Genomic DNA, 22,980 nt, shown 5'->3' with positions numbered 1-22,980 from the left:
ACAGTGGGCTACGGCGCCGAATGTAATCCAGGTAATTCCGGAGGACGAACTCTTAGCTTTGCTTCTTCTAGCGATGACAAAAAGGCGGCTAAATCGGCTAAGTCCTGACGGTTCAGGCCAAGCGGCTTGAGCAACGGAGACTTCTGGGGAAAGAGCTTGTCATCGATCTGATCTTCTTTTCGCTTGATCGTCGGCATGCCGGCATTGTACATGTTCAGCACGCCGGGAAGTTCAAATAAGCCGTTGTGCATAAGCGGCGTGGTGGCGGTCACGTCACGCAATGTTGGAGTTCGAAACTTGCCCACATCGGCTGCTTCGCCTGTGGTCGCGTATCGGCCTAGATCTTGGTACTTGCGACCGTAGTAGCTGAGCCCTACCTCATGAAATTTTCCGTCGCTTAGCAGCGGTCCGTGATGACAATTCATGCAGCGGGCATCCCGCCGAAATAGATCCATGCCACGTACGGCCGAGTCTGATAAGACATCGGTTTTCCCCTGCATGAAAGCGTCGAATCGCGTTCGCCCATGTAGGATGGTTCGTTCGAAACAGGCAATTGCCTGAGCGATACGCTCGAAAGTAATTTTTTCGTCGCCGAAGGCTTCGCAGATAAGTTCGTGATAGGGAGCGGCTGCTTCGACGACATGTTCGGCTGTTGAATGCATCTCATCGGGATTTAAAAAAACGGCGATTGCTTGGTCTTCGAGAGATTTAGCTCGGCCATCCCAGAAAAAAGTATCTTGAAATGCGGCAAAGCGAATTGAGGGCGAGTTTCGCGCCAACGATTTGCGGGCGTGACCAAAGCTGGTTGTCCGTCCATCACTCCATGCCAGGTCGGGATCATGACACGAAGCACAGGCGATTTGCCCGCTTCCAGAAAGTCGAGGATCAAAGAAGAGTGCTTTGCCCAACTGCTCTTTAGCTTCTGAGTAGGGATTGTCCTGGGGATGCTCAATTTCTGGAAGTAAACCGATTTCTCGCCACTGAACCCCTTCGTCGATTGTTGGCGCCGGCCATGATTCAGAAGGCTGAGAGTAGATGGCCCGCAACTCTTCGGCCAATTTGGCTTGATCTTGTTCCGTTCGCTCTGCTCTTGGTTTTCGCCTGGCCGAAGTTTGGGTGGGATTGGCGTTGCCTAAGCGAGACTTAAGTTTTTCCACCACTTCCATCATCTCGCTCTCCGCCAGACTTTCTCTTTCACCCGGAGTCGCGAGATGCGGGGCGGCATGTTGAGAGAGCGATCGAATTGCATAGGGAGCTTGATTGCCCGTATTTGTCATGCGATGACAGAGGGCGCATTGTGCAGCGTATGTAGCGTGTTTCATATTGCCGTACTCAAGAAACAAGGACTCCGCCGTGTCGGGCACAAAGCGAAAAACGTGCTCGTTATTAAGTACGGAGCCTGATCGAGTGCGGTGATAAATCCAGTGGCTTGAACCGTCTCGACTGCTCGTTGAATTGGTAGCGCTCAGTTCAAAGGGAGGAAGAGACGCTCGAATCCGGACCTCATCAATGACCGGAGTCGCCACAGGATTTAGATCTTTGTCGACCACGACAAGGGTTTGCACTAAAGCGGTTTCGATCTTTGCCGGAGTATTTACTGCAACATTGTTTCCTGCTTGGATCGCATTCAGCAGACGCTTAGTTTCGGATTGATCGCCAAAGTTAAGATAGACACGCGAAGCATGTAAACTACGATTCGCTTGAAATAAAGCAGAGCTTTTGCGGCCTATTTCTACCCAAGTCGATTGGAGTGAGTCTCTCGTAGGATCAAAGTCGGACGGTAAAAAAGGGAGCAGGTTCGTTCTCTGTTCAGCGTCAGAAAATTGTGATTGCAACTGAGCAAAACCGCTCGGTAACTTTTGGATGACCTGACGATTCAGCGCCAGAGATTGGATCGCCCTGGCCATCGCAGCTAGAAGTTCAGGGTCCTCATATTTTCGCTGTTCCAATTGCCACCAGACGCTCATCAAGTCCCACTGAACAAGCAACTGCTGTAGTGGACTGGTCAATAACTTTTCGCGTTCTCCAGGCGAAGCAAGAGTGGCGAGCAATGGTAGTAATTCCGTCCGCTCCTCCGAAGAAAACGATCGAACCGGACTAACACGAACGTCGCCACCAAAGAATTTGAGATCGCTCTCGCTCCCTTTGCGGTTTCCGAAGTACCATTTTCCCTGATAGAAATCTTCTGGTGGGATGCCAGCCGCTTCGAGCTCCGCAGGTAATTGCGATTGTATTTCTTCAGGCACAAGCTGATCGATAAACAGCAGGCGGTGCAGACGATTAAGCGGATGCGCTGCGTCGTGGTCATAAACGGCTTGCACATCACCCGATATTGGCAAGCCTGCTGAGGAATGGGCAGATTGAAATAAAGCTGGCTCTTCCGCTGAAGCGCGCCAAGGCGCCGCGAACAGGAGAAGCAGGTAGATCACAGGAAGCGGGCTAGGTTTACGGAGCAAGGAGTAGTTTGAGTGAGACATTAATATTCTCCCACGACCTCTTCGCCAGAGATGGTCAAAAGCGAACAAACGATATCGGCATTCGTCGTCTCGCTCAGATAACGGACCGAACCATCGATTAGCGCTACATTAGCACCGCCTGGATGAAATGCGTAGATGCTGTAGTAGTTAGAGCCATTAATCATCTGCGGGCCCGGATAGGACCAGCGACTATCCTCGTCGGCAACGGATGCGTTGTACTGATAGCCACGCACAGCGAACAAATTGCCTTCCGCCCAACTGCATACCGAGACGTAGTTGCTGGATGCGCTAGTCAGTTCTCCAGAGCCAGCGACCATCTTACGACCTTGCCATTTTTGAGGACGCGCTGCTGATTCGACAAAACCAATCGAGTTGGAAGTTCCATCAGTGACGTCACGAATTCGTCTTCCTTTGGCGCCAGGCTTTACGCTTCCATTGAATAATCCTTCGGAATTGCCGGGCTTGGGATAAGAAACGTAAGGTGGACTATTCCACATGGCTGAATAGGGCCCCGAGGAACCTGCATAGTCTGAACCGATCGATCCCCATGTCTCCGGACTAGAACTGGTTGAAACTTTAAATTTGGGATGGGGGATCGGGCCACCAGGCGTACTAGGGCAGAGCATAAACGGCACCGGGTACTGCACCGCTTCACGATTGACGATGTCATTAAATTTGACGGTGTAGTCGTAAATATCTGCGAGGGGATTTTGCTCCATATACGGCAGTATCTGAGCGCACCAATAATGAGAAGCGCCGTTTCCCGACACACTGGTGGGAAAGCATTGATAGGCGGCGTGGAAATTGTGCATTCCTAGGCCGACTTGCTTTAGATTGTTCGAGCACTGCATCCGCCGAGCCGCTTCGCGGGCTTGTTGAACGGCGGGAAGTAATAGCCCAATCAAGATTCCAATAATTGCTATCACGACTAACAACTCAACCAACGTAAAGCCAATGCGGCGTCTCATGACAACTCTCTTCTAACGGGGGGGTGTCTTGGCAGGCTGGCGATGGCTGGCTGTGGATATTGAGACTCGATCTCTTTTATCGAGTTGGTTTCTATCCTAAGTAAAATTTCGTGGACACTCAAGCCCCGCGTTAAAGGAAAATCCCGTAGAAATTGGTGGGGGTGGCGATCGCCCGTGCAGTAAGAGAGGGATACGGGGATTTTATTGCCGGCATCCGATCCAGGTCGCCTAGAACAGCGGATAGAGTAAGAACTCAGAATGAACTACTGATAACTACTCACCCTGCATCGTCAGCACCAAGCGTCGGCTTCCCCCGTGATCGCGGTGCTCGCAAAGGTAAATTCCTTGCCAGGTACCCAGGGCTAATCGACCCTTGGTGATCGGGATACTGACACTGCTGCCTAGCATTGCCGCTTTGATGTGGGCCGGCATGTCGTCGGGGCCTTCCAAAGTATGTACGTAAGGAAAACTAGCAGGCGCGATCTTCGAAAAGGCCATCTCAAGATCGGTGCGGACATCGGGATCGGCGTTTTCGTTGATTGTGAGCGATGCCGACGTATGCTGAATAAAGACATGCAGCAGGCCGACCTGAAGTGACGACATTTGCGGCAGTGCGTCGATAACATTGCGCGTGATCAAATGGAAACCGCGATCCATCGCAGGCAAGGTGATTGTCCGCTGAATCCAAGGCATGAAATGGTCCTTATTAAAAAAATTCTGCTAGCGGTGGGGTTTGGCCAGATCTTCGCTAAACCTTGCTAGTAGCGCCTGATTTGAATAATTGGATAGGTCGAAACGTGAGCCGGTAGGTAAGTTATGGTTCCATAAAATTGGCGTGAAGGGGCGGTCAGTTGACCTCCTCGGCACAAGGGGGAGATCAAGGCTATGCGGTTCTGCGCATGAAACGGAAGTGTTTGAAAAGTCAAAACTTACGTACGAATCTGCGGGTTTCCGATCCTCCCATAAAATCTATTGACACTAGACCCCTTGCGTAAATAATGTAACGCTCCTTCGAGACGCCGACTCACGGAAGTTTAGGCGAGACGAAGTATATGCCTTCAGGAAGAAGAAGGCGTAATTTCTGCGGAATCGCTCGACGGGAATGGAGCGAACGCCGCAATTTGCCGAGTTAGTGATAGGTTCGGTTCGCAGTACGCGCGAGCCATGCTCGTTTCCTGAGGTAGGGAAACGAGGCCCCGAATCGTTTGGAGGAAGTATTAGTTCGATGCAGAAAATTCGTAACGTATTTGACGCGATCCTGAAGTATGGCCATGACGAGGACTTCGTTCCGGATGCTTCGGAAGAGTTTTCGGCGACCAGCGCCCCAGCCGGATCGGCTGAAAAGATCGACACTCTGCGCAAGCGTGTTGAACTCGGCTTGCCGCTGTGGCACGAGGACGATCGCTGCGACTACTCTGGTTTGACCGGAGCGATCCGCCCTCGCGAGTAAGCGAGCGTTGCGGATCACTTAAGCGGAATGGGCGCCTTTTAATTCGGGCGCCCTTTTTATTGCGCACTTCGCTCGAATCATTCGTTTCGAGCAGTCGCCGCAGTGGCTACTCTCTGAGCCGCAGACCCAGCATCGACGAATCAGTCGATTCGTCGATGGCGACAGTCCATTCTTCCTGCCGGACGCCTGGGCTAGGCGGCCGGAGCGATTGCTTCAGCGATTTGCTCGTGCAGTTCGAGCTCATCGCGAAGCACTAAGACGTTGGGCGGAGCTTCGATGCCGATGCGAACCTTGTCCCCGGCTACTTTCACCACGGTGATAACGATTGAATCTCCGAGTTTCAGTCGTTCGCCTTCCTTGCGCGACAGTACCAACATTATCAAGAGCCTTCTAAGGTGTCAGGTGGTTTGTGTGTTCAAATGTATAGTGTGTTCAGTTCAGAGCTTTTGTCAAGAGTTTTGGTCTACGTTGACTTTGAGCCCTGTTTCTTAAGCAGCAGTTTGCAGCGCGGGCGCCGCCGTCAGGTGAGTTCTCAGGAATCTTTCGCCGCTGGATCCATAAAACAAAATTGAGTTGGTTTCGGTTTCCCAAATCGCCGTGCATTTGACGCTGCGCGGTCCATGCAAGCAGAAATAAATTCCGCAAGGATCGCCGGAGCGGACGAGCACGCGTTCGGTCATCGGAAAGCAACCCGGTTCGAGGTGTTCCTGTTGGCAAAGCATTTCATAAACGTACTGACGGAGATGTTCCAAACGCGTAAAACACGGGAACGCATTACTCATATGGAAAATCAACTCCTAGCAAGGCCATCATCTGAGCTCGAAGTGTTAAAGACGATGACTGGGATGATTGGGAGGCTTGTTCGTACAGGTAACTATCGGCTGACTGGGTCGTCTTGGTTTACGAGGAAGACTCGGTAGTTTGGATGTTTTTTAAGGTTCTTCAGCGCAAGCAAAAGCTCTACGAGATTTCTCTCGTAGAGCTTGGAGATTGACTAAAGAGTGAAGCGGCTCGGCCTACTGCTTGGAGGCCTGATAGCTCTCAAAAGCGCCAGCAATATCGGCTTCTTTTTCATCCCCTGCGTGAAAGAGGACGCGATACTTGAATTCGATCGATTCCCCTGGCGAAAGCGTATAAGAACCGTCGAGCGACTTGTCGCCCTCAAAGTCATGCACGCCAAACGGATTGGCGGCGAACAGTCCATAGGTGCGAACGTGCCAATAGGTGGGGGCTCGGAAGCTGCTGGGATGTTCCAAGATAGCGATTCCCCCTGTTTTGTCTCCCACCGGTCCGTGATAGTCGACCCACGGAGCGCGCTTGGCCCAGGCCTTTAGATCTTTGTCTCCATGGCTGTTGACGATTTCACCACCCTTATGGGCGTCTACCTTCATCGTGCCAGGAACGCGAATCCCGAACGAACCTTCTTTGGTGTCACCAAACTTAACCGCAGCGTCAGTCGCGGTCAGCTTGACTTCAAGATCGATATAGCGAGCTTTTCCGACAACGCCAAACTTGTAAGAACGCAGATCGTGCAAGATGGTCTTGCCGTTGTGGTCGACCCAGTCGCTAGCTGCGACGATCTCGCCTTCTTCACCACTGGTGAGCTTTTTGAACTCGCGATGTTCGGTCGTTCCCAACTTGTCACCGGTCTCGGCCCAAAAGTCCGTATCATTGACGGCGCCATGGGTGAACCAGAAAGCACGATGGTGGATGTGATCGTTCTTTTCATCCGCAGTCGCTTCCGTGATCGGATAGTTGCGGGTCATCGGCATTTCGCCGGGGCCAATGATCGGATAGAGGATCGGCTTGGCGCCTGACTTTTTGAGATAGCGAGTAAAAAGATCGCCGTCGATCAAGACTTCGGCGCCGGCGTCCGTTTCGCGTACGGTGACCTCAGCAGCAAAAGCAGAGGCGGCGATCAGGGGCGCGGCGGATAAAGCCAGTGCGGCAAGAAAGCGATTCATGGCGGGCAATTCCTAGGAAGGCGGGAAAGCTACAGACTCCCACCTATCCTAATCGCTAGCAGTTAGTCGTGCTACTTCGCCTGCCCATTTAGCCACTCCTTTAGGGATACTTGGGTAAATTCGGCCTGCTGATCCCGTAGATGCTGGACGGTCACCAAGTCGGTTTGGTTCAAAATCCAGCGATAATCATGCTGGCTGCGGACCATTGGGTTTTGGGCCGGGTTACTGGTGCGGATCACGCGGCGGATTTCTTTCGGCAGTACGTTGTTCTCGGCAAAATATCCGTTCACCACTTTTCGCGATTTTGAAGGATGACCTGCCGCACAGGTAAAATTGATGTCGGCCGACCAATCGCAGAATCGCGCGTAGTCTTGCACAATTCGCTTGTCGGTAATCGACAGCGTCGTCAAGTCATAACTCAGCGGATTTCCCTCGAAGAGGACTCGATTGATTTTCGGCTCAACTTGAAGCTTAAAATCCGGTTCGTTGCAAAATTGAAGCAGCGGCGTATTGAAGTCGCCATTGGTTCGCAGATAAGTCGCCATTTCGATCACTTCGCGAATGTCGACCGTAAGCTGGCACTTACGAATCGGGTCCAACAGCGTGATCCGATTGGCGTGGAAATCAATGATCATCGCCTGAGCGGATTGGCCCATCGAATGATCATAAACCACATTGTCTTTGAAAATGGTTTGCGTCGTTACGGTTGGTTCTTTGTCCTGGCCATAAAAGATCGCGCTGGTGACCTGGAAGTCGGCTGCGGAAACGGCGCTGGTGATCAGAACGCTAAGAAGGATAGCAAGCCAGAGACGCAACATGATTCACTCCTCGATATGTCGAATTTTGGCGCACGGATGAACCAGACGAAATCGTCGCAGAGACTACATACCCTAAGGGGCCTCGTCCAGAGTGATTCGTTACGTCCCGCTAGCGATTTGTCGACTCAATCGATCTGCAGCGGCGATCGGCGTAGGAAGTCGCCGGTTGACCATGAAGTGCAAGCAGATCGCTTCGGCCTCTGCGAAGTTAAGATTTCCGCCGGGCGAAACAAAGATTGGTCGCTTCGTCTTGGGGGTGGGCAAGATCGCCGCGCCTAACTTGGTTGGGCCCGTTTCACCTTTAATATGTAGATTGCAAAAATGATCGGTCGTCAGATCACTTGCAGAGAAGGAGCCAATCAGATGCTTCTTGGTGATGCCGATCGTCGGTAGTCCCGTCAGCGCCGCCAGCATGCTGGCAATCCCGCAGCGCCGAGGATGCAAAATACCACTGCCGTCAATCAGCAGCACATCAGCCATCCGGTTGGTCGCCGCGGCTTTCGCCAGCACCGCCATCTGTAGCGGCAATTCGCGATAAGCGAGATAAGACGTAATATAAGGAAAGCATACGGTCTGGCGCACGGTATGGGACCAGACCAACTGACGCGATTGATAGTCAAACAGCACGTACGCGACGACTCCTTCTGCGCCGTGATACGAAACATCGAGCCCTGCAACTAGCGTGGGCGTGCGATCGAGCGATTTGAATTGGTTCTGTGCTGCGAGTTCGGATTGCCATTCTCGCAGTTGGGTTAAGGGCGCCGCGGCGACAAAGTCGTCGAATTCATATTGCTGGAGGTCCACTTTTTCATTTTCGACAATCACTCCTTCGGCCGCCAGCAAGCGTCGCTTGTCTTCGATGGCGCCGGTATGAAAGAGCCCCAGTTCGCCGCCTGCGCGGACCACACGATGAGCGGCGACATGGGGCGCCGCCGGGCTATGCAGCAGCCAATCGCCGATCCAGCGACTTGCCGCGCGATCCCCAAGCGATTGGGCGATTCGTCCATAGGTCGCGACACGCCCAGCAGGAATTTGCGAGATTCTCTGGTGCAGTTCGGCGGATAAATCGGGCAATCGAGCCTGAATCTCCTGCTCAAGCAGCAAAAAGTCAGTCACGGCTTGTTCCATCTTGGGTGGATTTCGATAATCTGTGCAGAGGCTTTTCTGCCCCAACCGCGTTAGCATCCCGGAGAAACCAGCGTGTCGCACATCAAGCGAATCCTTGTGACCGGAGGCGCTGGCTTTCTCGGTTCGCATCTTTGCGAGCGACTGGTCGAAGCAGGGCATGACGTGATTTGTCTCGATAACTTCTTCACGAGTCAAAAATCGAACATCGTTCGCCTGCTTGATTTTCACAACTTTGAGTTCATTCGGCACGATATCACGATGCCGATTTGGCTGGAAGTTGACGAGATCTATAATCTCGCCTGTCCCGCAGCGCCGGGACATTATCAATACAATCCCATCAAGACAACCAAGACCTCGGTCATGGGGGCCATCAACGTGCTAGGCATGGCCAAACGCTGCCGCGCCCGCGTGCTGCAAGCGTCGACCAGCGAAGTCTACGGCGACCCCGAAATTCATCCGCAGCCTGAGTCGTATCGCGGTAATGTCAATCCGATCGGACCGCGGGCCTGCTATGACGAGGGAAAGCGTGTCGCCGAGACGCTCTTTATGGACTACCACCGCTCGAATCGGGTCGACATCAAAATCGTCCGCATCTTCAACACCTATGGACCGCGGATGCATCCTTACGATGGACGCGTCGTCTCCAATTTTATTCGCCAGGCGATCAACAACGAACCAATCACGTTGTACGGCGACGGCAGTCAGACCCGATCTTTCTGCTATCGCGATGATCTTGTCGAAGCGATGATTCGTATGATGAACTGCGATCCCAGCTTTATCGGCCCAGTGAATATCGGCAATCCGCACGAATTTACGATCCGTCAGTTAGCCGAATTGGTCGTGAAATATACAGGCTCAAAATCAAAGTTCGTCCACAAACCGCTGCCCGAGGATGATCCGCTGCAACGTCAGCCTGACATCACGCTGGCCAAAGAGAAATTGGACTGGGAGCCGAAGATCGAATTGGAGGCTGGATTGAAAGCGACAATCGAGTGGTTTCGCAATATCGAAATGTCACACTATCGAGCGCCGACCCCAAATCACGACTAAGCCTCTTCGGCCGGCGCCGGGTTGCGGTATCGGCTCCACAGATAATAGAGACCAACTCCGGTTGCGGCGCCAAGACAGTCGGCCAACCAATCCAATCCATCGCAACTCCGCCCCGGGACAAACGACTGCGTAACTTCATCCAACAGACCGTAGGCAGCCAACAGCGGCCAGACCAGCAGCGGAGCGAACTTGTCAAACTTTGCTGCGACCATCGAAAAGATCAGCGCCAGCAGCGTGAACAGCAAAAAATGAATTCCTTTGTCCCAGTGGCGCCAAGCACCTGCGGCAACCGGGATACGCTCGGCTGGCCAATGCGTCGCGAGAAAAGCGATCAGCCACACCGAAGCGGCCAAAAAAATGTACCAGCGGGCTGAAACTAGTCGATTCATGCAGTCAACAAGCAGTAAGAACCAAGTGACAAGTTGAGCGAAACAAAACAGGCCGAAGTTCGATCGACTGCCCGCCGAACTTCATTGTAGTAAATACCAGAGGAGCAAGAGCAGGGATGGCGATTCTAATCACCGGCGGGGCCGGATTTATCGGTAGTCATCTGATCGAGCGGCTATTGGCCAGATCGAGCGATGATCTGATTTGCCTGGACAATTTTAACGACTACTACGATCCGGCGCTGAAACGGGCAAACGTCGCTCTTTTTGCCGATCAGCCGCGAGTGACGCAGATCGAAGCCGATTTTTGCGATCCGGCGGCGATGGAAAGTCTGTTTACGCAGCACCAGATCGAGTCAGTTGTCCATTTGGGCGCCTACGCCGGCGTTCGCGTTAGCGTCGCGCAGCCTCAGCTATATCAACATACCAACGTCGGCGGCACGCTCAACTTGCTTGAGACGGTTCGTCGTCATCCGGTGAAGCGGTTTTTGCTGGCCTCATCTTCTACGGTTTACGGACGAGGCGCGGCGATCCCGTTTGCTGAAGATGCGCCGCACGGCATTCCGGCAAGTCCATACGGCGCCACCAAACGCGCGGCAGAACTGTTGGGCCTAACCTACGCTGAACTGCATGGAACTCCAGTAGTTTGCTTGCGTCCCTTTAGCGTGTATGGTCCGCGGCTTCGCCCTGACTTGGCGCTGACGATTTTCGCCAAAGCGATTCATACTGGCGCAACCATTCCACTGTTTGGCGATGGGACGATTCGTCGCGACTTTACGCATGTCAGCGATATCTGCGATGGCCTGATCGCGGCGCTGACGGCCGATCATGTGATCGGCGAAACGATCAATCTGGGGCACAGTGATCCGATCGAAATGCGCGGCCTGATTGCGCTGCTGGAACATGCATTTGACAAACAGGCGAATATCCAGCGCTTGCCAGAGCGGCCCGAGGATCTGCCGGTGACGTTTGCTAATTTGAAAAAAGCCCAGCGTTTGCTCCACTACGAGCCGCAGATGCCGATTGAGGTTGGAATTCGTGAATATGTCGCGTGGTTTAAGTCATGGTACTCCTAAAACTTAGGCATGATTCGCCCATAATTTGGCGTTCGCTCTGTTGCGGGTTATTCTGATATCGACTTTGCTACATCCCATCACTCGTGGAGACAGCTGCATGTTGGCCCGCTCACTAACCAGATTGGCAATCGCTCTGCTGTTGTTCACATTCAGCGGCGCGCTGCATGCCGAAGAGCAACCTTGGCGCAAGCTCTTTGACGGCAAGTCGCTGGGAGATTGGAAGCCGGTCAATTTTGGGGGGGAAGGAGAAGTCACCGTTCAGGATGGCGCGATCGTGATGGCGCAAGGAGTCAATCTGACCGGCGTCACCTATCAAAAGGCGCCGGCCAAGACAAACTACGAAATCCGCTTTGAAGCGAAACGGCTCGAGGGGATCGATTTTTTCGCAGGGCTGACATTCCCGGTCGAAGATTCGTTTTGCAGCTGGATTGTGGGGGGCTGGGGAGGCGCGGTCGTGGGGCTCTCCAGCATCGACGGGAAGGATGCTTCGCAAAACGAAACCACCAAGTATATGGGCTTCGACGATGATCGCTGGTATCGCTTTCGGCTGAAGGTGACGCCAGAGAAGATCTCAGGCTGGATCGATGACAAGCTAGTGATCGATCAGCCGATCAAGGATCGCAAAATCACGACGCGGAACGAAGTGAACGATTCACAGCCACTTGGCTTTTCGGCCTGGCAAACGACCGCCGCGATTCGCAAGATCGAAATTCGCGACCTGTTGCCGAAAGCAGGGCCGAAGTAAGCGGCCTCGCTTTGATTATGGCAGTCCAAATCCTTTAGCGCGTGTCTCCTACGGCCGTATCTACGTGCTTGGGCGCCGTCTGCGATCCTCCCTTGGCATTCCCGCGATTCAGCCAAATTCGCGACACTCGCGTCCAGCGTTTCATAGCATCTAAGGGGGTATATAGCCCCCGAATAGCCACTTGGACGGCAAGTGTGGTGAAGGATCGCCCAGGATTCGGCATGGATTTCACAATAGGAAGAATGTGGGCGACCGGGAAGGTCGGAATAATCGGACTAACCGTTCTAGACCGTGATCGTCGATGACTCATGCGTCAATCTGCGTTTTCCGGGAAATCTGGGGAGCGCGCAACGACGCGCGTTTCGCCGGATTTCAGGGAAGCGGAGTGAAAAGCTCCCGCCGCCCCGCGACTGTAACGAGGACGAACGCCCAGCGGATTCCACTGACGATCTTAGGAAGTCGGGAAGGAGGGCAAGTAGAACGATTCGGAGCCAGGATATCTGGTCCGGCGAATGGACAACTTAATTATTGATTTTCCTCGAGGGAAGGGAAACGATGCCATTTCGCTGGACTTCGACATGCGCACTTGCCGCATGTCTCTCATGGTGGACCACTTCTCTTCCGGCTCAACCGCCGGTCGAAGAGTCTCCTTTGGCCGAGACCGAAATTCTACCGCTGAACCCGCAGCAAGACACGGTCTTGCCCGAGGTCGAGGTCGTTGGTCGTCTCAACTCTTTTCCGGCTAATCCCATCCCGGATAACGCGGCGATCACGCCGACCGGGACCACAGTCGCTGTTGGCAAAACCGGCAGTAGCGTCACGGTGATTACCGGCGAAGAGATTCAGCGGACGCAACAAACGACCGTCGCCGAAGTGCTGCGACAAGTCGAAGGGCTGAACGTGGTGCGCACCGGCGGTCCCGGCGGGATCACGTCGGTCTTTATCCGCGGCGCCAATTCGCAGCAAACCAAAGTGATCTTGGACGGGATTCCGATCAATGATCCTAGCAACGCCGGACGCAGCTTTGACTTTTCGACCATGTCAACGCAAAACATCGAGCGGATCGAGGTCTTGCGCGGCCCGCAAAGCTTGTTGTACGGATCGGATGCGATTGGCGGGGTGATCAACATCATCACGGCGCGCGGCGAAGGACCGCTGACCGTCACGACGCTGGTTGAAGGGGGAAGCTTTAACTCTTCTAACACCGCGATGACGCTGAGCGGCGGCAACGATCTATTCTATCACTCGACCAGTTTAGGATACCAAGGAACCGACAGCGTCAGCTCGGCCCAGTTTGCCAACGGCAATCCCGAGCGAGACGGCTACTACAACGGCACGATCTCGGGACGATATGGCTGGACTCCGTCTGAGTTGTTGAACGTTGACTATGTGTTTCGCTATGCCGACGTGCATGCGGCGGTCGATGATCAGCCGTTTGGTTCATTGCCGGTCGACAATCTGATTCGCTCTAACCTAAGCGACGTTTTTTACGAGAAGATCCAGTTGCAGTCGTTTCAACTTGACGGCATGATCGAGCATCGGGTTGCGTTTGATCATACCAACTACAAACGGGTTGATACGGACCCCGGATTTCTCGATCCGTTGTACAACGGCTCGACCAAGCAGATTGAATATCAACTAAATATGCAGCTGCTAGAAGACAACATCTTCACCGTTGGCGCCAACCATCAGAACGAAGATGCGTCCAACACGTCAACGCCAACCGTCAGCCAGTATCTCTCAGGCGTCTACCTACAAGATCAATATCAACTGGGAGATCGTTTCTACGGCACAGCCGGCGTGCGTTGGGACGATCACAGCGTTGCAGGCACGGCGCAGACTTATCGCTTTACGTTTTTGATCGATGCCTGGGAAATTGGTTCCGAGTTTCACGGCAGTATTGGCACCGGTTTTCGGGCGCCATCGCTGGCCGAAAACTTGTTTCCGTTCGGCAATCCCAACTTGCGCCCTGAGCGTAGCAAAGGCTGGGATGTCGGGATGACCAAGTACATTTTCGACAAGCAAGGTTCAATTGATGTGACCTACTTTCGGAATGATTTTACTGACTTGATTCAGTTCGACTTCAACACGTTCCTGCTTGAAAATATCGGCACGGCCCGCTCGACCGGCGTTGAAGTGGTCGGCGTGTGGGGCTTGAACGAACTGACGGATCTACGGTCGACCTACACCTATACCAATGCACGCGACTTGGACAACGATCAACCGCTGCAGCGACGTCCCAAGAACAAAGTGACGCTAGGGGTGGAACGTCAGGTCTCCAGCGATGCGACTTTGAATCTCTACATGCTGTATGTAGACAACCGGTTTGATTTGTCAGGCCCTCTGCCGTCTTACATCACCGTCAATGTCGCCGGAACGTACCAACTAGCACAAGGAATGACGCTGGTGGGGCGAATCGACAATCTGTTTGACGAAGACTACGAAGAGGTGCCAGGGTTTGGTACGCTCGGAATCGGAGCCTACAGCGGGCTCCGCTTCGTCTGGTAAGTGACGCGCATGTCGCGCTCAGATGCCAAAAGTCTGGGCGCGACTCTCGTTGCGCAAGCGCTCACAATGCAACCTCCTGATATTTCGCTCATTACGCCTGATTTTGCCACTCCTTCGGGCAATCGCCAAATGGAGGTTGGTCGGCGGAGAGCTGCGTCTATAATAAGAAGCGTCTTTTTAGCGACGTTTCGAGAATATAGAGAAGCAGTGCTTGTTCATGCGAATCTCTCACCAAGTTGTGACTGGACTCCTGCTGCTGTGCGGAGTTGCGTCCGATGGGCTGGCCGAATCGCCGATTGATTTCAATCGCGACATCCGGCCTCTCTTCGCCGGTAAATGCTTTGCCTGCCATGGTCCGGACGAGTCACATCGAGAGGCCGATCTACGGCTTGACCAGCGCGATGCCGCAATCGGATATGGGGCGATCGTGCCGGGCGAAGTGGACGAAAGTCTGCTGGTGGAGCGGATCTTTTCGGACGATCCTGACCTACAGATGCCGCCGCCTGGGGCGGATGATCGGCTGACGACTGAGCAGAAAGAGTTATTCCGGCGGTGGATCAAAGAAGGAGCTCCCTACGCAAAACATTGGGCTTTTGTTCCCCCCACAGCGCCGGCGCCTCCTGAGGTAGCCAATCTGCAGTGGCCACGAAACGCGATCGATCGCTTTGTCTTGGCGCGACTAGAAGCAGCCGGATTGCAGCCTGCACCGGCCGCAGATCGTTACAGTCTGGTGAGACGCGTCTATCTCGACCTGATCGGCTTGCCTCCGACGCCAGAAGAAGCCGACGCGTTTGTGCAGGACAAAGATCCGAATGCGTACGAGCAACTTGTGGATCGGCTATTGGCATCGCCCCGGTATGGCGAACGCTGGGCCCGCGAATGGCTGGACCTGGCGCGTTACTCCGATACCAACGGCTACGAAAAAGATCGCGAGCGTTCGGTCTGGCCTTATCGAGATTGGGTGATTCGCGCTCTCAATAATGACATGCCGTTCGATCAATTTACGATTGAGCAACTCGCTGGCGACATGCTGCCTGACGCGACTCCCAGTCAACTTACTGCGACCGGCTTTCATCGCAACACCATGCTCAACGAAGAAGGGGGCATCGATCCGCTAGAGTTTCGCTACTATGCGATGGTCGACCGAGCCGCAACTACCGGCACGGTTTGGCTAGGGCTAACGATTGGCTGCGCTCAGTGTCATACGCACAAGTATGATCCGATCACACACACCGATTATTTCTCGTTCATGGCCTTTTTGAACAACGCCAATGAGCCAGATCTGATTCTCAAAACTCCTGATATCACAGCGCGTCGTGAGCAGCTTCAGCAGCAGATCGCGAAGTTAGAATCCGAGCTGCCGAGTCATTTTCCCGTTGCCGCTGGAGATGGCCCGCTCGAGGATCGTCGCGAAGCGAATCTCACGTCCAAATTCAACGCTTGGGTAACAGACGCCCAAACCAAAGCGGCTGATTGGCGCACGCTGCGTCCCACGCAAATGGAGACCAACCTCCCCAAGTTAGAACTGCTTGAGGATGGTTCAATCTTCTCCAGCGGAGACATCACCAAGCGTGATGTTTTCACGTTGACCTTTGCGATCGACCAGCGGCAGTTGCCGCTGACCGCAATTCGCTTAGAAGTCTTGCCTGACGAGCGTCTACCCGCAGGCGGTCCCGGCCGCGCGTACTATGAAGGTCGCAAAGGAGATTTCTTCCTCAGTGAGTTCACGGCAGAGCACAATGGTCGGGCGATTACTTTCTCTGATCCATCTCGCAGTTATGGCAAAATCGCGATCGGCAGCGGCAACGCCGATGCCGCCAACGTGCTTGATAGCGATGGTTCGACCGGCTGGTCCACCGCACAGCGCGAAGGAGAGCCGCATCAGTTGGTTTTGAACTTAGCGCAACCGATCACAACAGCAGGTGAGTTGCAAATCGAGCTTCTGTTCGAGCGGCACTTCGCAGCAAGCCTTGGGCGGTTTCGGCTTGCTTCAGCCGCGGCAGAGCAAACCTTGGTTGCAACCGACATGCCGATCGAAGTCGAAACGCTACTCGCGCAAGATTCCTCTACATGGACTGCGGAGCAAACCGAACGCGTGCGGCGATACTTCCTGCTTACCACAGCAGAGCTGGCCGATGCACGCCAAGCAATCGACAAGCTACGTGCGCAACTGCCCGACTATCCAACCACCTTGGTGATGCAAGAATGGACCGACGGCGAGGTTCGACCCACCTATCTGCATCATCGCGGCGAATACCTCAGTCCCAAGCAACAGGTCCAGCCGCGGATTCCTCAATTTCTGGCGGATGACAAACGGCCATCCCCGTCAAATCGCTTAGAATTTGCCCAATGGCTTGTCAGTAAGGAGAATCCTCTGACCGCACGGGTCACCGTCAATCGCGTCTGGCAGGCCTTGTTTGGCATCGGACTTGTCGAGAGCAGCGGCGATTTTGGTACGCAGGCGGAGCCCCCTTCGCATCCTGAACTGCTCGATTATTTGGCGACGCTCTTGATGGAAAACGGTTGGTCGCTCAAGGCGGTGCAGCGTGCGATCGTCCTTAGTGCGACCTATCGACAAAGTTCGCAAGCCACCGAGCAACTGCAGAAGCAAGACGCCCAAAATCGCCTGCTTGCGCGCGGTCCGCGGTTTCGTGTCGATGCCGAAATCGTCCGCGATAGCATGCTGAAATCAAGTGGTCTCCTCTCCAGCAAGATGTACGGTCCCGGCGTGTTTCCGCCTCAACCGGCCAATGTGACTTCGCTCGCGTATGGCAACTTTCAATGGAAGCCCTCAACCGGCGAAGATCGCTATCGCCGCTCGATCTACACGTTCAGCAAGCGGACGGCGCCATTTGCGGCGTTCACCGTTTTTGATGCTCCCAGCGGTGAAGTTTGCATCGCTCGGCGCGATCGCAGCAATACGCCGCTTCAGGCGCTGACCCTGCTCAATGATGCGATGTATATCGAACTCGCCCAGGCGTTAGCCATCTCCTCGCAACAATCGTCGACTTCTGAGGAAGCAATCGCCACCGATATTTTCCGACGTCTGTTGACCCGGCCGCCGAACTCAAGCGAACTGCAAGCGATTCTGCAATTTCGTCAGACGCAACTCGCTCGCCTGCAAAATAAAGAACTCGATGCGGCGGCGATGAGCGGGCAAGCCTCAGGCACGGCCGAGACGGCTGCGTGGGTGATGACGGCCCGCAGCTTGATGAACCTAGACGAAGTGATTACGAAGCCCTAGCGATAAAGCAATTTCAAGATGAACTGGCTGCAAAATCAGACGCGACGTCACTTCTTTCGCAACTGCGGTGTCGGTGTTGGCAAGCTTGCCCTCGCTTCGCTCCTGGCCGAGTCTTGGGGCCAACCGCAGCAAGCCCAGGCCGAATCAGTAAGTCCGTTCGCGCCGCGGCCAACCCACTTTCCGGCCAAAGCCAAGCGGGTGATCTACCTGTTTATGGCTGGCGCCCCCAGTCAGCTTGAGCTGTTTGACTACAAACCCAAGCTGGCCGAGATCGCCGGCAAACCGATTCCGCCGTCTGTTATCGCCGGACAGCGCTACGCGTTTATTCAGCCCGATGCGGCGGTGTTAGGGCCGCAATTCAAATTCGCCAAGCATGGCGAGTGTGGCGCCGAAATCTCTGAAGTCCTGCCGCACCTGGCCAAAGTGGTCGACAACATCGCGATCCTGCGGTCGGTAAAAACCGACTTGTTCAATCACTCGCCTGCCCAACTGTATTGCAACTCGGGCAGCGGCGTGCCGGGGCGTCCCAGCATGGGGGCTTGGCTGAGTTACGGTTTGGGGAGCGAAGCGCATGATCTTCCCTCTTTTGTCGTCTTGCAAAGCGGCGACAGCCTTAGCGGCGGCGCGGCGATGTGGGGTGCTGGGTTTTTGCCGTCGGTCCATCAAGGAGTTCCCTTTCGCGGTCAAGGTGATCCCATCCTGCACGTAGCAAATCCGCCGGGCTACGACCAACAGGCCCAGCGCGATTCGCTCGATTTGATTCGAACCTTAAACGAGCAACTGCTCGATCAGCATGGCGATCCCGAAATTAAGACTCGGATCGAAGCCTATGAGATGGCTTTTCGGATGCAAACGCGAGCTCCCGAGCTAATGGATTTCACCCAAGAAACGCCAGAGACGCTGAATCTGTACGGCGCCAATCCAACCGATCCAGGCCAAGCTTTCGCCAACAATTGTTTGCTGGCTCGGCGACTGGCCGAACGCGGAGTTCGCTTTATCCAGGTCTATCACTCGGGTTGGGATCATCACAGCAACGTCGCCGGAGGCGTGCGTGCTCAAGCCAAGCAGACCGATCAGGCCGCCGCCGCGCTGGTCGAAGATCTCCGCCGCCGCGGAATGCTCGATGATACGTTGATCATTTGGGGCGGAGAGTTCGGCCGCACGCCGATGGTCGAAGCGAGCGCCGCTCTCGGCCGTAGCCAAGGTCGAGATCATCACCCACAAGCGTTCACCATGTGGTTTGCCGGGGGCGGAATGAAGCCCGGCGTCAGCGTTGGAAAAACCGACGAGCTCGGATTTAATGTCGTCGAAGATGCCGCCCATGTCTCCGATGTCCACGCGACGATTCTGCAATGCCTCGGAGTCGACCACACACGGCTTAACTACCGGCATCGCGGGCTAAACTTCAAACTAACCGGCGTTGAAGAACACCATGTGGTCCAAGGGCTGCTTGCATAAAATGACGAATGTCTAAAACCTAATGTCTAATAACAGACGTCATCATGAACGCTCTTCTCTTCATTAGGCATTAGGATTTAGACATTCGACATTTCCCTTCTCTACTTTTTCCCTTCCGCGCGGCGAGCCCGAAAGAACTCGGTCAGCACGTTGCCGCATTGCGGTGCTAGGATTCCTCCGACTACTTCGCAGCGATGGTTGAGACGAGAATCACTTAGCAGTTGGTACAGAGATGTGACGGCGCCTGCTTTGGGATCGACGGCGCCATACACGACCGTGGGAATGCGCGCTTGCAGGATCGCGCCGGCGCACATGGGACACGGCTCCAGCGTCACGTACAGCGTGCAATCCGCCAGGCGCCAACTTTGCAGCGACTCGGCGGCTTGGGTAATCGCGATCATCTCTGCATGGGCGGTCGGATCGTGCAACGTTTCGCGCTGATTATGCGCGGCGGCGATCACCCGATTGTTATGCACAATGATCGCACCCACGGGGACTTCTTTATCGCGGGCGGCCTGCTCTGCAAGTTCCAGCGCTTGATACATGAAGATCTGGTGGAACGAGGGATACTCAAACTGACGCGGTTCGGCAGAATCAATCATGCTAGCAGGCAATCGAGAAAAACAAAAAAAGCGTCCTCTCGCTGTAAGAGGACGCTGGAAATGTGAAGTAGAGCGTGGACCGATTACAGTTCCAGCTCGGTCCCCTTGATCGGATTCCCTTGCCAAGTGGGATAAGGAGCCGCCGTTCCTGAAGGACCTGGATCCGAAGTTGCTTTGGCGCCGTTGGACGACATCAAGCGACCGAGTACGGTGCCGTTGATATTAGCGTCGAGAAACTTGACCGAGCCATCCACCATGCAAATGTTGACGCCGCCCGAGTGATAGCTGGAGGGAACCGAGTTTTCAGCGGTCACCGCATCGTCGATAAATCTGTTAATCGGTGCGTCTAAACTCCCAATAGAAACAGACCAAAAGACAGCGGCTTCAAAATCTCTCGGATAGGTTCCGTCGTTGCTGACGACATTCCACTGAAAGTCTTGACCGTGAAAGTCTACATTGGGTTTCACTCGTTCGGCCAGCAAAATGGTGTTAGAAGCGCCGTCTTTCATCCGATCGACCAGCGATTTCAGATCGCCGGAGGTGATCGCATTATCGCTCCAAGCTCCATTGGCTGCGATGTCTACGCCGTTGGTAGTTGTTGCGCCGTAGAGATTCTTAATCCCGCCGTTTGCAAAGTAGCCGATGGGATTGGAGTCAGTATCGATCACATCCACCGGATCACTTGGGCAAATCAAAAAATCAAGAACTACGCCATTCAACTCAACGTTGGATGCGTTGCTGTTTCCACTGCGATACGCTTCGCTGTAGCTATCGGACAAAGCAGCTTGGTCTAGCTCAGCTAATAATGGCACCGGCCAATTGACGATTTGGGTCGACGTATAACCGGGCGAACTGGCTGATGGCAGAAACGACATCAGCGGCGGCATCTTTTGCTTGGCTGATCTGTAAGAGGCCACAGCCAAACCGTGCTGCTTCAAATTGTTTTTGCACTGGGCATTGCGGGCTGCTTCACGGGCCATGCCGACCGCTGGTAGCAAGAGCCCCGCCAAAATGCCGATGATCGTGATCACGACCAGCAACTCGACGAGCGTAAAACCGCGACGGAGCGGAGAAGACATAACGTATCCTCTACGAAAGAGAGATTTTTTGAGGAGCAACCGCGAAAAGCTTAGCCATACGTAACTATCGCAAAATTTGGTGGGGATGTCGAGTCTTTGGTTCGGTCTACCAGAAGATTTCATCAATCCGTAAGTGTAATTGCAACCTATGTTTGCGTGGTCTGCGCGGCGGCGACGTTCACGCTGGAAAACAGGGAGGAGACGGCCTGCTGTGGGGGGGGGGCGGCCGACCGATACCAAAAGTTTGCCTGGAGAATCGCTATGACGGTAGAAAACGGAACCGAAAACGTCTGGTTACGCCTATTAAAGGCTTGGCCCGAGAAACTCCCCCAACAGGGGCTGATCGTCACCACGCTTAACGAACAGATCCCCTTTACCGGTTTTGTCTTTGATGACGAGATGATCTTGCTGCAACGACCGGCGCCGGATGCGATGGGGGGGCGACAGGTTTTTGTCCCGTTTGTCTCCATTTCTTGCTTGAAAATCACCGCCGTCGTCCCCACCAAGCTGTTCAACGACTTTGGATTCAAAGGCTCATTGCCCAAGGTTTAGGGATTGGCGAGGGTCTGCTGCTTGTAGTCCGAGCGAAGGATGGAGCACGGACAGAAATAAGAGTTTGCACCGGGAATGCTATGCAAATCGGTTCCCCAGGAACGGAAATTTGGAATAAGGGAGATGTAGGCCTGCCGATCTCTTTTCTTACCGTGAAATCTGTGCTTCATCCGCGGCATCCGCATTCTATTTTTCGTGAATCGCCCAATTGCGCAATCCGATACGCAGAGTGACACTCGACCACGACTTTCCTTCATAGAGCTTCCCATGCGGCGAATTTACCTGGATCACAACACGACCACTCCACTTGCTCCCAGCGTGCAAGAAGCGATGCTGCCGTTCTTGGCGGAGTATTTTTCGACCCCTGACTACGAATATCCGCCGTCACGGATTGTGGAAGAAACGTTGGAGGATGCACGGGGGCAGGTCGCCAATCTGATTGGCGCGACCAACGAAGAACTTGTCTTCACCTCGTGCGGCACCGAGAGCATCAACTTGGCGATCCAAGGGACCTTCTTTCGTAACCCGGCCGATATCGGCGGGCACTTGGTCGTTTCGGCGCTGGAGCATGCTGCCGTCACCGAGACCGCGCGATTTCTAAAGCAGCTCGGAATCGAACTGACCTACGTTCGTTGCGACCAAAATGGAATAGTGGATCCTGCAGAGATCGAAAAGGCGATTCGCCCCGAGACGCGTCTGGTTTGCGTAACGCTCGCCAATCATGAGATCGGCGTGATTCAGCCGATTCGCCAGATTGCAGACGTATGCCGTAGCCGCGGCGTTTTGTTGCATGCCGACGCGGTGCAAGCCTGCGGCAAGATTCGGGTTCAAGTGCAAGAGTTAGGGGTCGATATGCTGAGTCTGTCGGCTCACAAGTTTTACGGCCCCAAAGGCGCCGCCGCGCTATATATCCGCAATGGCACGCCGCTTGCGCCGCTGCTGCATGGCGAAGGCCAAGAGCGGGGATTGCGCAGCGGACAAGAGAATATCGCCGCACTGATCGGTATGGGCGCCGCGGCCGATCTGGTTCGCCGTTGTCTGGATGAGTCGACCGGCGTGCAAACCAAACTACGTGATATGCTGCAAGACCGACTCTGTGCAGGGATACCTGATCGGCTAGGAATTCCCGGAGCCAAAGCAGAACGCCTGCCAAACACTTTATCGGTTCATTTTCCCGGCGTTAACGGAGCACGTCTGTTGCGCCAGGCCGATACAATCTGCGCCTCCACGGCCGCATCACTGCACACCGGACCGGGCGCAAACTCGCCGACTCTCTCAGCGATCGGCATGGGCGATGACGCAGCAGCCGGCACGATCCGCTTTAGCGTCGGCTGGTACACGTCAGAAGAAGAAATCGAAGAAGCGGCCGATATTCTGATTTCGGCCTGGTCCAATCTGGTGCGGTAGGTGCGGCGTTTTCGCCGCATCAAACGGCGAAACGATTGCCGTCTGATCTTGGATTGGATGCTTCGCGG

20 protein-coding genes and 1 riboswitch are annotated in these 22,980 nt (G+C 54.4%); of the genes, 9 read left to right on the top strand and 11 right to left on the bottom strand.

The genetic code is table 11. The features are described 5' to 3' along the window. Nucleotides 1-8: 8 nt before the first annotated feature. From SH421x_RS21080 to SH421x_RS21070, 3 genes are all read right to left on the bottom strand, one after another. Nucleotides 9-2,477, bottom strand: coding sequence for a cytochrome-c peroxidase (locus SH421x_RS21080; RefSeq protein WP_488851992.1), 2,469 nt, complete (start codon nt 2,475-2,477; stop codon nt 9-11). Next, on the bottom strand, nt 2,477-3,445 hold the full coding sequence (locus SH421x_RS21075) for a DUF1559 family PulG-like putative transporter (protein ID WP_488851991.1): 969 nt from the start codon (nt 3,443-3,445) through the stop codon (nt 2,477-2,479). Before SH421x_RS21075 ends, SH421x_RS21080 begins: the two co-directional genes overlap by 1 nt. Nucleotides 3,446-3,718: 273 nt before the next feature. Then, on the bottom strand, nt 3,719-4,138 hold the full coding sequence (locus tag SH421x_RS21070) for a secondary thiamine-phosphate synthase enzyme YjbQ (RefSeq protein WP_488851990.1): 420 nt from the start codon (nt 4,136-4,138) through the stop codon (nt 3,719-3,721). Nucleotides 4,139-4,670: 532 nt separating this feature from the next. Here SH421x_RS21070 and SH421x_RS21065 point away from each other — a divergent pair. Continuing rightward, on the top strand, nt 4,671-4,895 hold the full coding sequence (locus SH421x_RS21065; protein WP_488851989.1) for a hypothetical protein: 225 nt from the start codon (nt 4,671-4,673) through the stop codon (nt 4,893-4,895). 191 nt (nt 4,896-5,086) lie between these two features. Here SH421x_RS21065 and SH421x_RS21060 read toward each other — a convergent pair whose 3' ends face one another. From SH421x_RS21060 to SH421x_RS21040, 5 genes are all read right to left on the bottom strand, one after another. Beyond that, entirely contained in the window at nt 5,087-5,272 is a 186-nt protein-coding gene (locus SH421x_RS21060) for a carbon storage regulator (RefSeq protein WP_488851988.1), read from the bottom strand. Between the two features lie 111 nt (nt 5,273-5,383). Then, on the bottom strand, nt 5,384-5,677 hold the full coding sequence (locus SH421x_RS21055) for a hypothetical protein (RefSeq protein ID WP_488851987.1): 294 nt from the start codon (nt 5,675-5,677) through the stop codon (nt 5,384-5,386). A gap of 234 nt (nt 5,678-5,911) precedes the next feature. After that, nucleotides 5,912-6,859, bottom strand: a complete 948-nt coding sequence (locus SH421x_RS21050; RefSeq protein WP_488851986.1) for a DUF6807 domain-containing protein — start codon at nt 6,857-6,859, stop codon at nt 5,912-5,914. 71 nt (nt 6,860-6,930) lie between these two features. Next, nucleotides 6,931-7,677: a hypothetical protein gene (locus tag SH421x_RS21045; RefSeq protein ID WP_488851985.1), complete on the bottom strand. Its 747-nt coding sequence runs from the start codon at nt 7,675-7,677 to the stop codon at nt 6,931-6,933. A gap of 99 nt (nt 7,678-7,776) precedes the next feature. Next, nucleotides 7,777-8,793, bottom strand: a complete 1,017-nt coding sequence (locus SH421x_RS21040) for an endonuclease V (protein ID WP_488851984.1) — start codon at nt 8,791-8,793, stop codon at nt 7,777-7,779. Between the two features lie 84 nt (nt 8,794-8,877). Here SH421x_RS21040 and SH421x_RS21035 point away from each other — a divergent pair, with 84 nt between their 5' ends. Next, entirely contained in the window at nt 8,878-9,855 is a 978-nt protein-coding gene (locus tag SH421x_RS21035) for a UDP-glucuronic acid decarboxylase family protein (protein WP_488851983.1), read from the top strand. On the opposite strand, the gene SH421x_RS21030 is transcribed toward SH421x_RS21035, so the two are convergent. Next, the gene (locus SH421x_RS21030) at nt 9,852-10,244 is read right to left on the bottom strand and encodes a VanZ family protein (protein ID WP_488851982.1); all 393 of its coding nucleotides are present in this window, start codon (nt 10,242-10,244) and stop codon (nt 9,852-9,854) included. The genes SH421x_RS21035 and SH421x_RS21030 overlap by 4 nt on opposite strands. A 116-nt stretch (nt 10,245-10,360) precedes the next feature. On the opposite strand from SH421x_RS21030, the gene SH421x_RS21025 reads away from it, so the two are divergent. The 5 genes from SH421x_RS21025 (at nt 10,361) to SH421x_RS21005 (ending at nt 19,272) form a co-directional block, all read left to right on the top strand. Next, the gene (locus tag SH421x_RS21025) at nt 10,361-11,317 is read left to right on the top strand and encodes an NAD-dependent epimerase/dehydratase family protein (RefSeq protein ID WP_488851981.1); all 957 of its coding nucleotides are present in this window, start codon (nt 10,361-10,363) and stop codon (nt 11,315-11,317) included. 97 nt (nt 11,318-11,414) lie between these two features. Continuing rightward, a complete protein-coding gene (locus SH421x_RS21020) occupies nt 11,415-12,062 on the top strand; it encodes a 3-keto-disaccharide hydrolase (protein ID WP_488851980.1) in 648 nt (215 codons plus the stop codon). A gap of 350 nt (nt 12,063-12,412) precedes the next feature. Then, nucleotides 12,413-12,585: riboswitch (cobalamin riboswitch) on the top strand. Nucleotides 12,586-12,617: 32 nt separating this feature from the next. Next, on the top strand, nt 12,618-14,570 hold the full coding sequence (locus SH421x_RS21015; RefSeq protein WP_488851979.1) for a TonB-dependent receptor plug domain-containing protein: 1,953 nt from the start codon (nt 12,618-12,620) through the stop codon (nt 14,568-14,570). A gap of 217 nt (nt 14,571-14,787) precedes the next feature. Further along, complete coding sequence (locus SH421x_RS21010) at nt 14,788-17,814, top strand: PSD1 and planctomycete cytochrome C domain-containing protein (RefSeq protein WP_488851978.1); 3,027 nt, start codon at nt 14,788-14,790, stop codon at nt 17,812-17,814. A gap of 18 nt (nt 17,815-17,832) precedes the next feature. Then, nucleotides 17,833-19,272, top strand: a complete 1,440-nt coding sequence (locus SH421x_RS21005) for a DUF1501 domain-containing protein (RefSeq protein ID WP_488851977.1) — start codon at nt 17,833-17,835, stop codon at nt 19,270-19,272. A gap of 101 nt (nt 19,273-19,373) precedes the next feature. On the opposite strand, the gene tadA is transcribed toward SH421x_RS21005, so the two are convergent. Further along, nucleotides 19,374-19,874 carry a tRNA adenosine(34) deaminase TadA gene (gene tadA, locus SH421x_RS21000; RefSeq protein WP_488851976.1) on the bottom strand — a complete coding sequence of 167 codons (501 nt, stop codon included), beginning with the start codon at nt 19,872-19,874 and terminating at the stop codon, nt 19,374-19,376. A gap of 83 nt (nt 19,875-19,957) precedes the next feature. Beyond that, on the bottom strand, nt 19,958-20,953 hold the full coding sequence (locus SH421x_RS20995; RefSeq protein WP_488851975.1) for a DUF1559 family PulG-like putative transporter: 996 nt from the start codon (nt 20,951-20,953) through the stop codon (nt 19,958-19,960). Between the two features lie 261 nt (nt 20,954-21,214). Between SH421x_RS20995 and SH421x_RS20990 the strand changes: the two genes are divergently transcribed. Together SH421x_RS20990 and SH421x_RS20985 are read left to right on the top strand one after the other, a co-directional pair. Further along, nucleotides 21,215-21,505: a hypothetical protein gene (locus tag SH421x_RS20990; RefSeq protein ID WP_488851974.1), complete on the top strand. Its 291-nt coding sequence runs from the start codon at nt 21,215-21,217 to the stop codon at nt 21,503-21,505. A 267-nt stretch (nt 21,506-21,772) separates the two neighbouring features. Further along, complete coding sequence (locus SH421x_RS20985; protein WP_488851973.1) at nt 21,773-22,912, top strand: cysteine desulfurase family protein; 1,140 nt, start codon at nt 21,773-21,775, stop codon at nt 22,910-22,912. The last annotated feature ends 68 nt before the right edge of the window (nt 22,913-22,980 follow it).

This window comes from Blastopirellula sp. SH421 (assembly GCF_057808535.1).
This window is presented reverse-complemented; position numbering and strand designations above follow the sequence as displayed.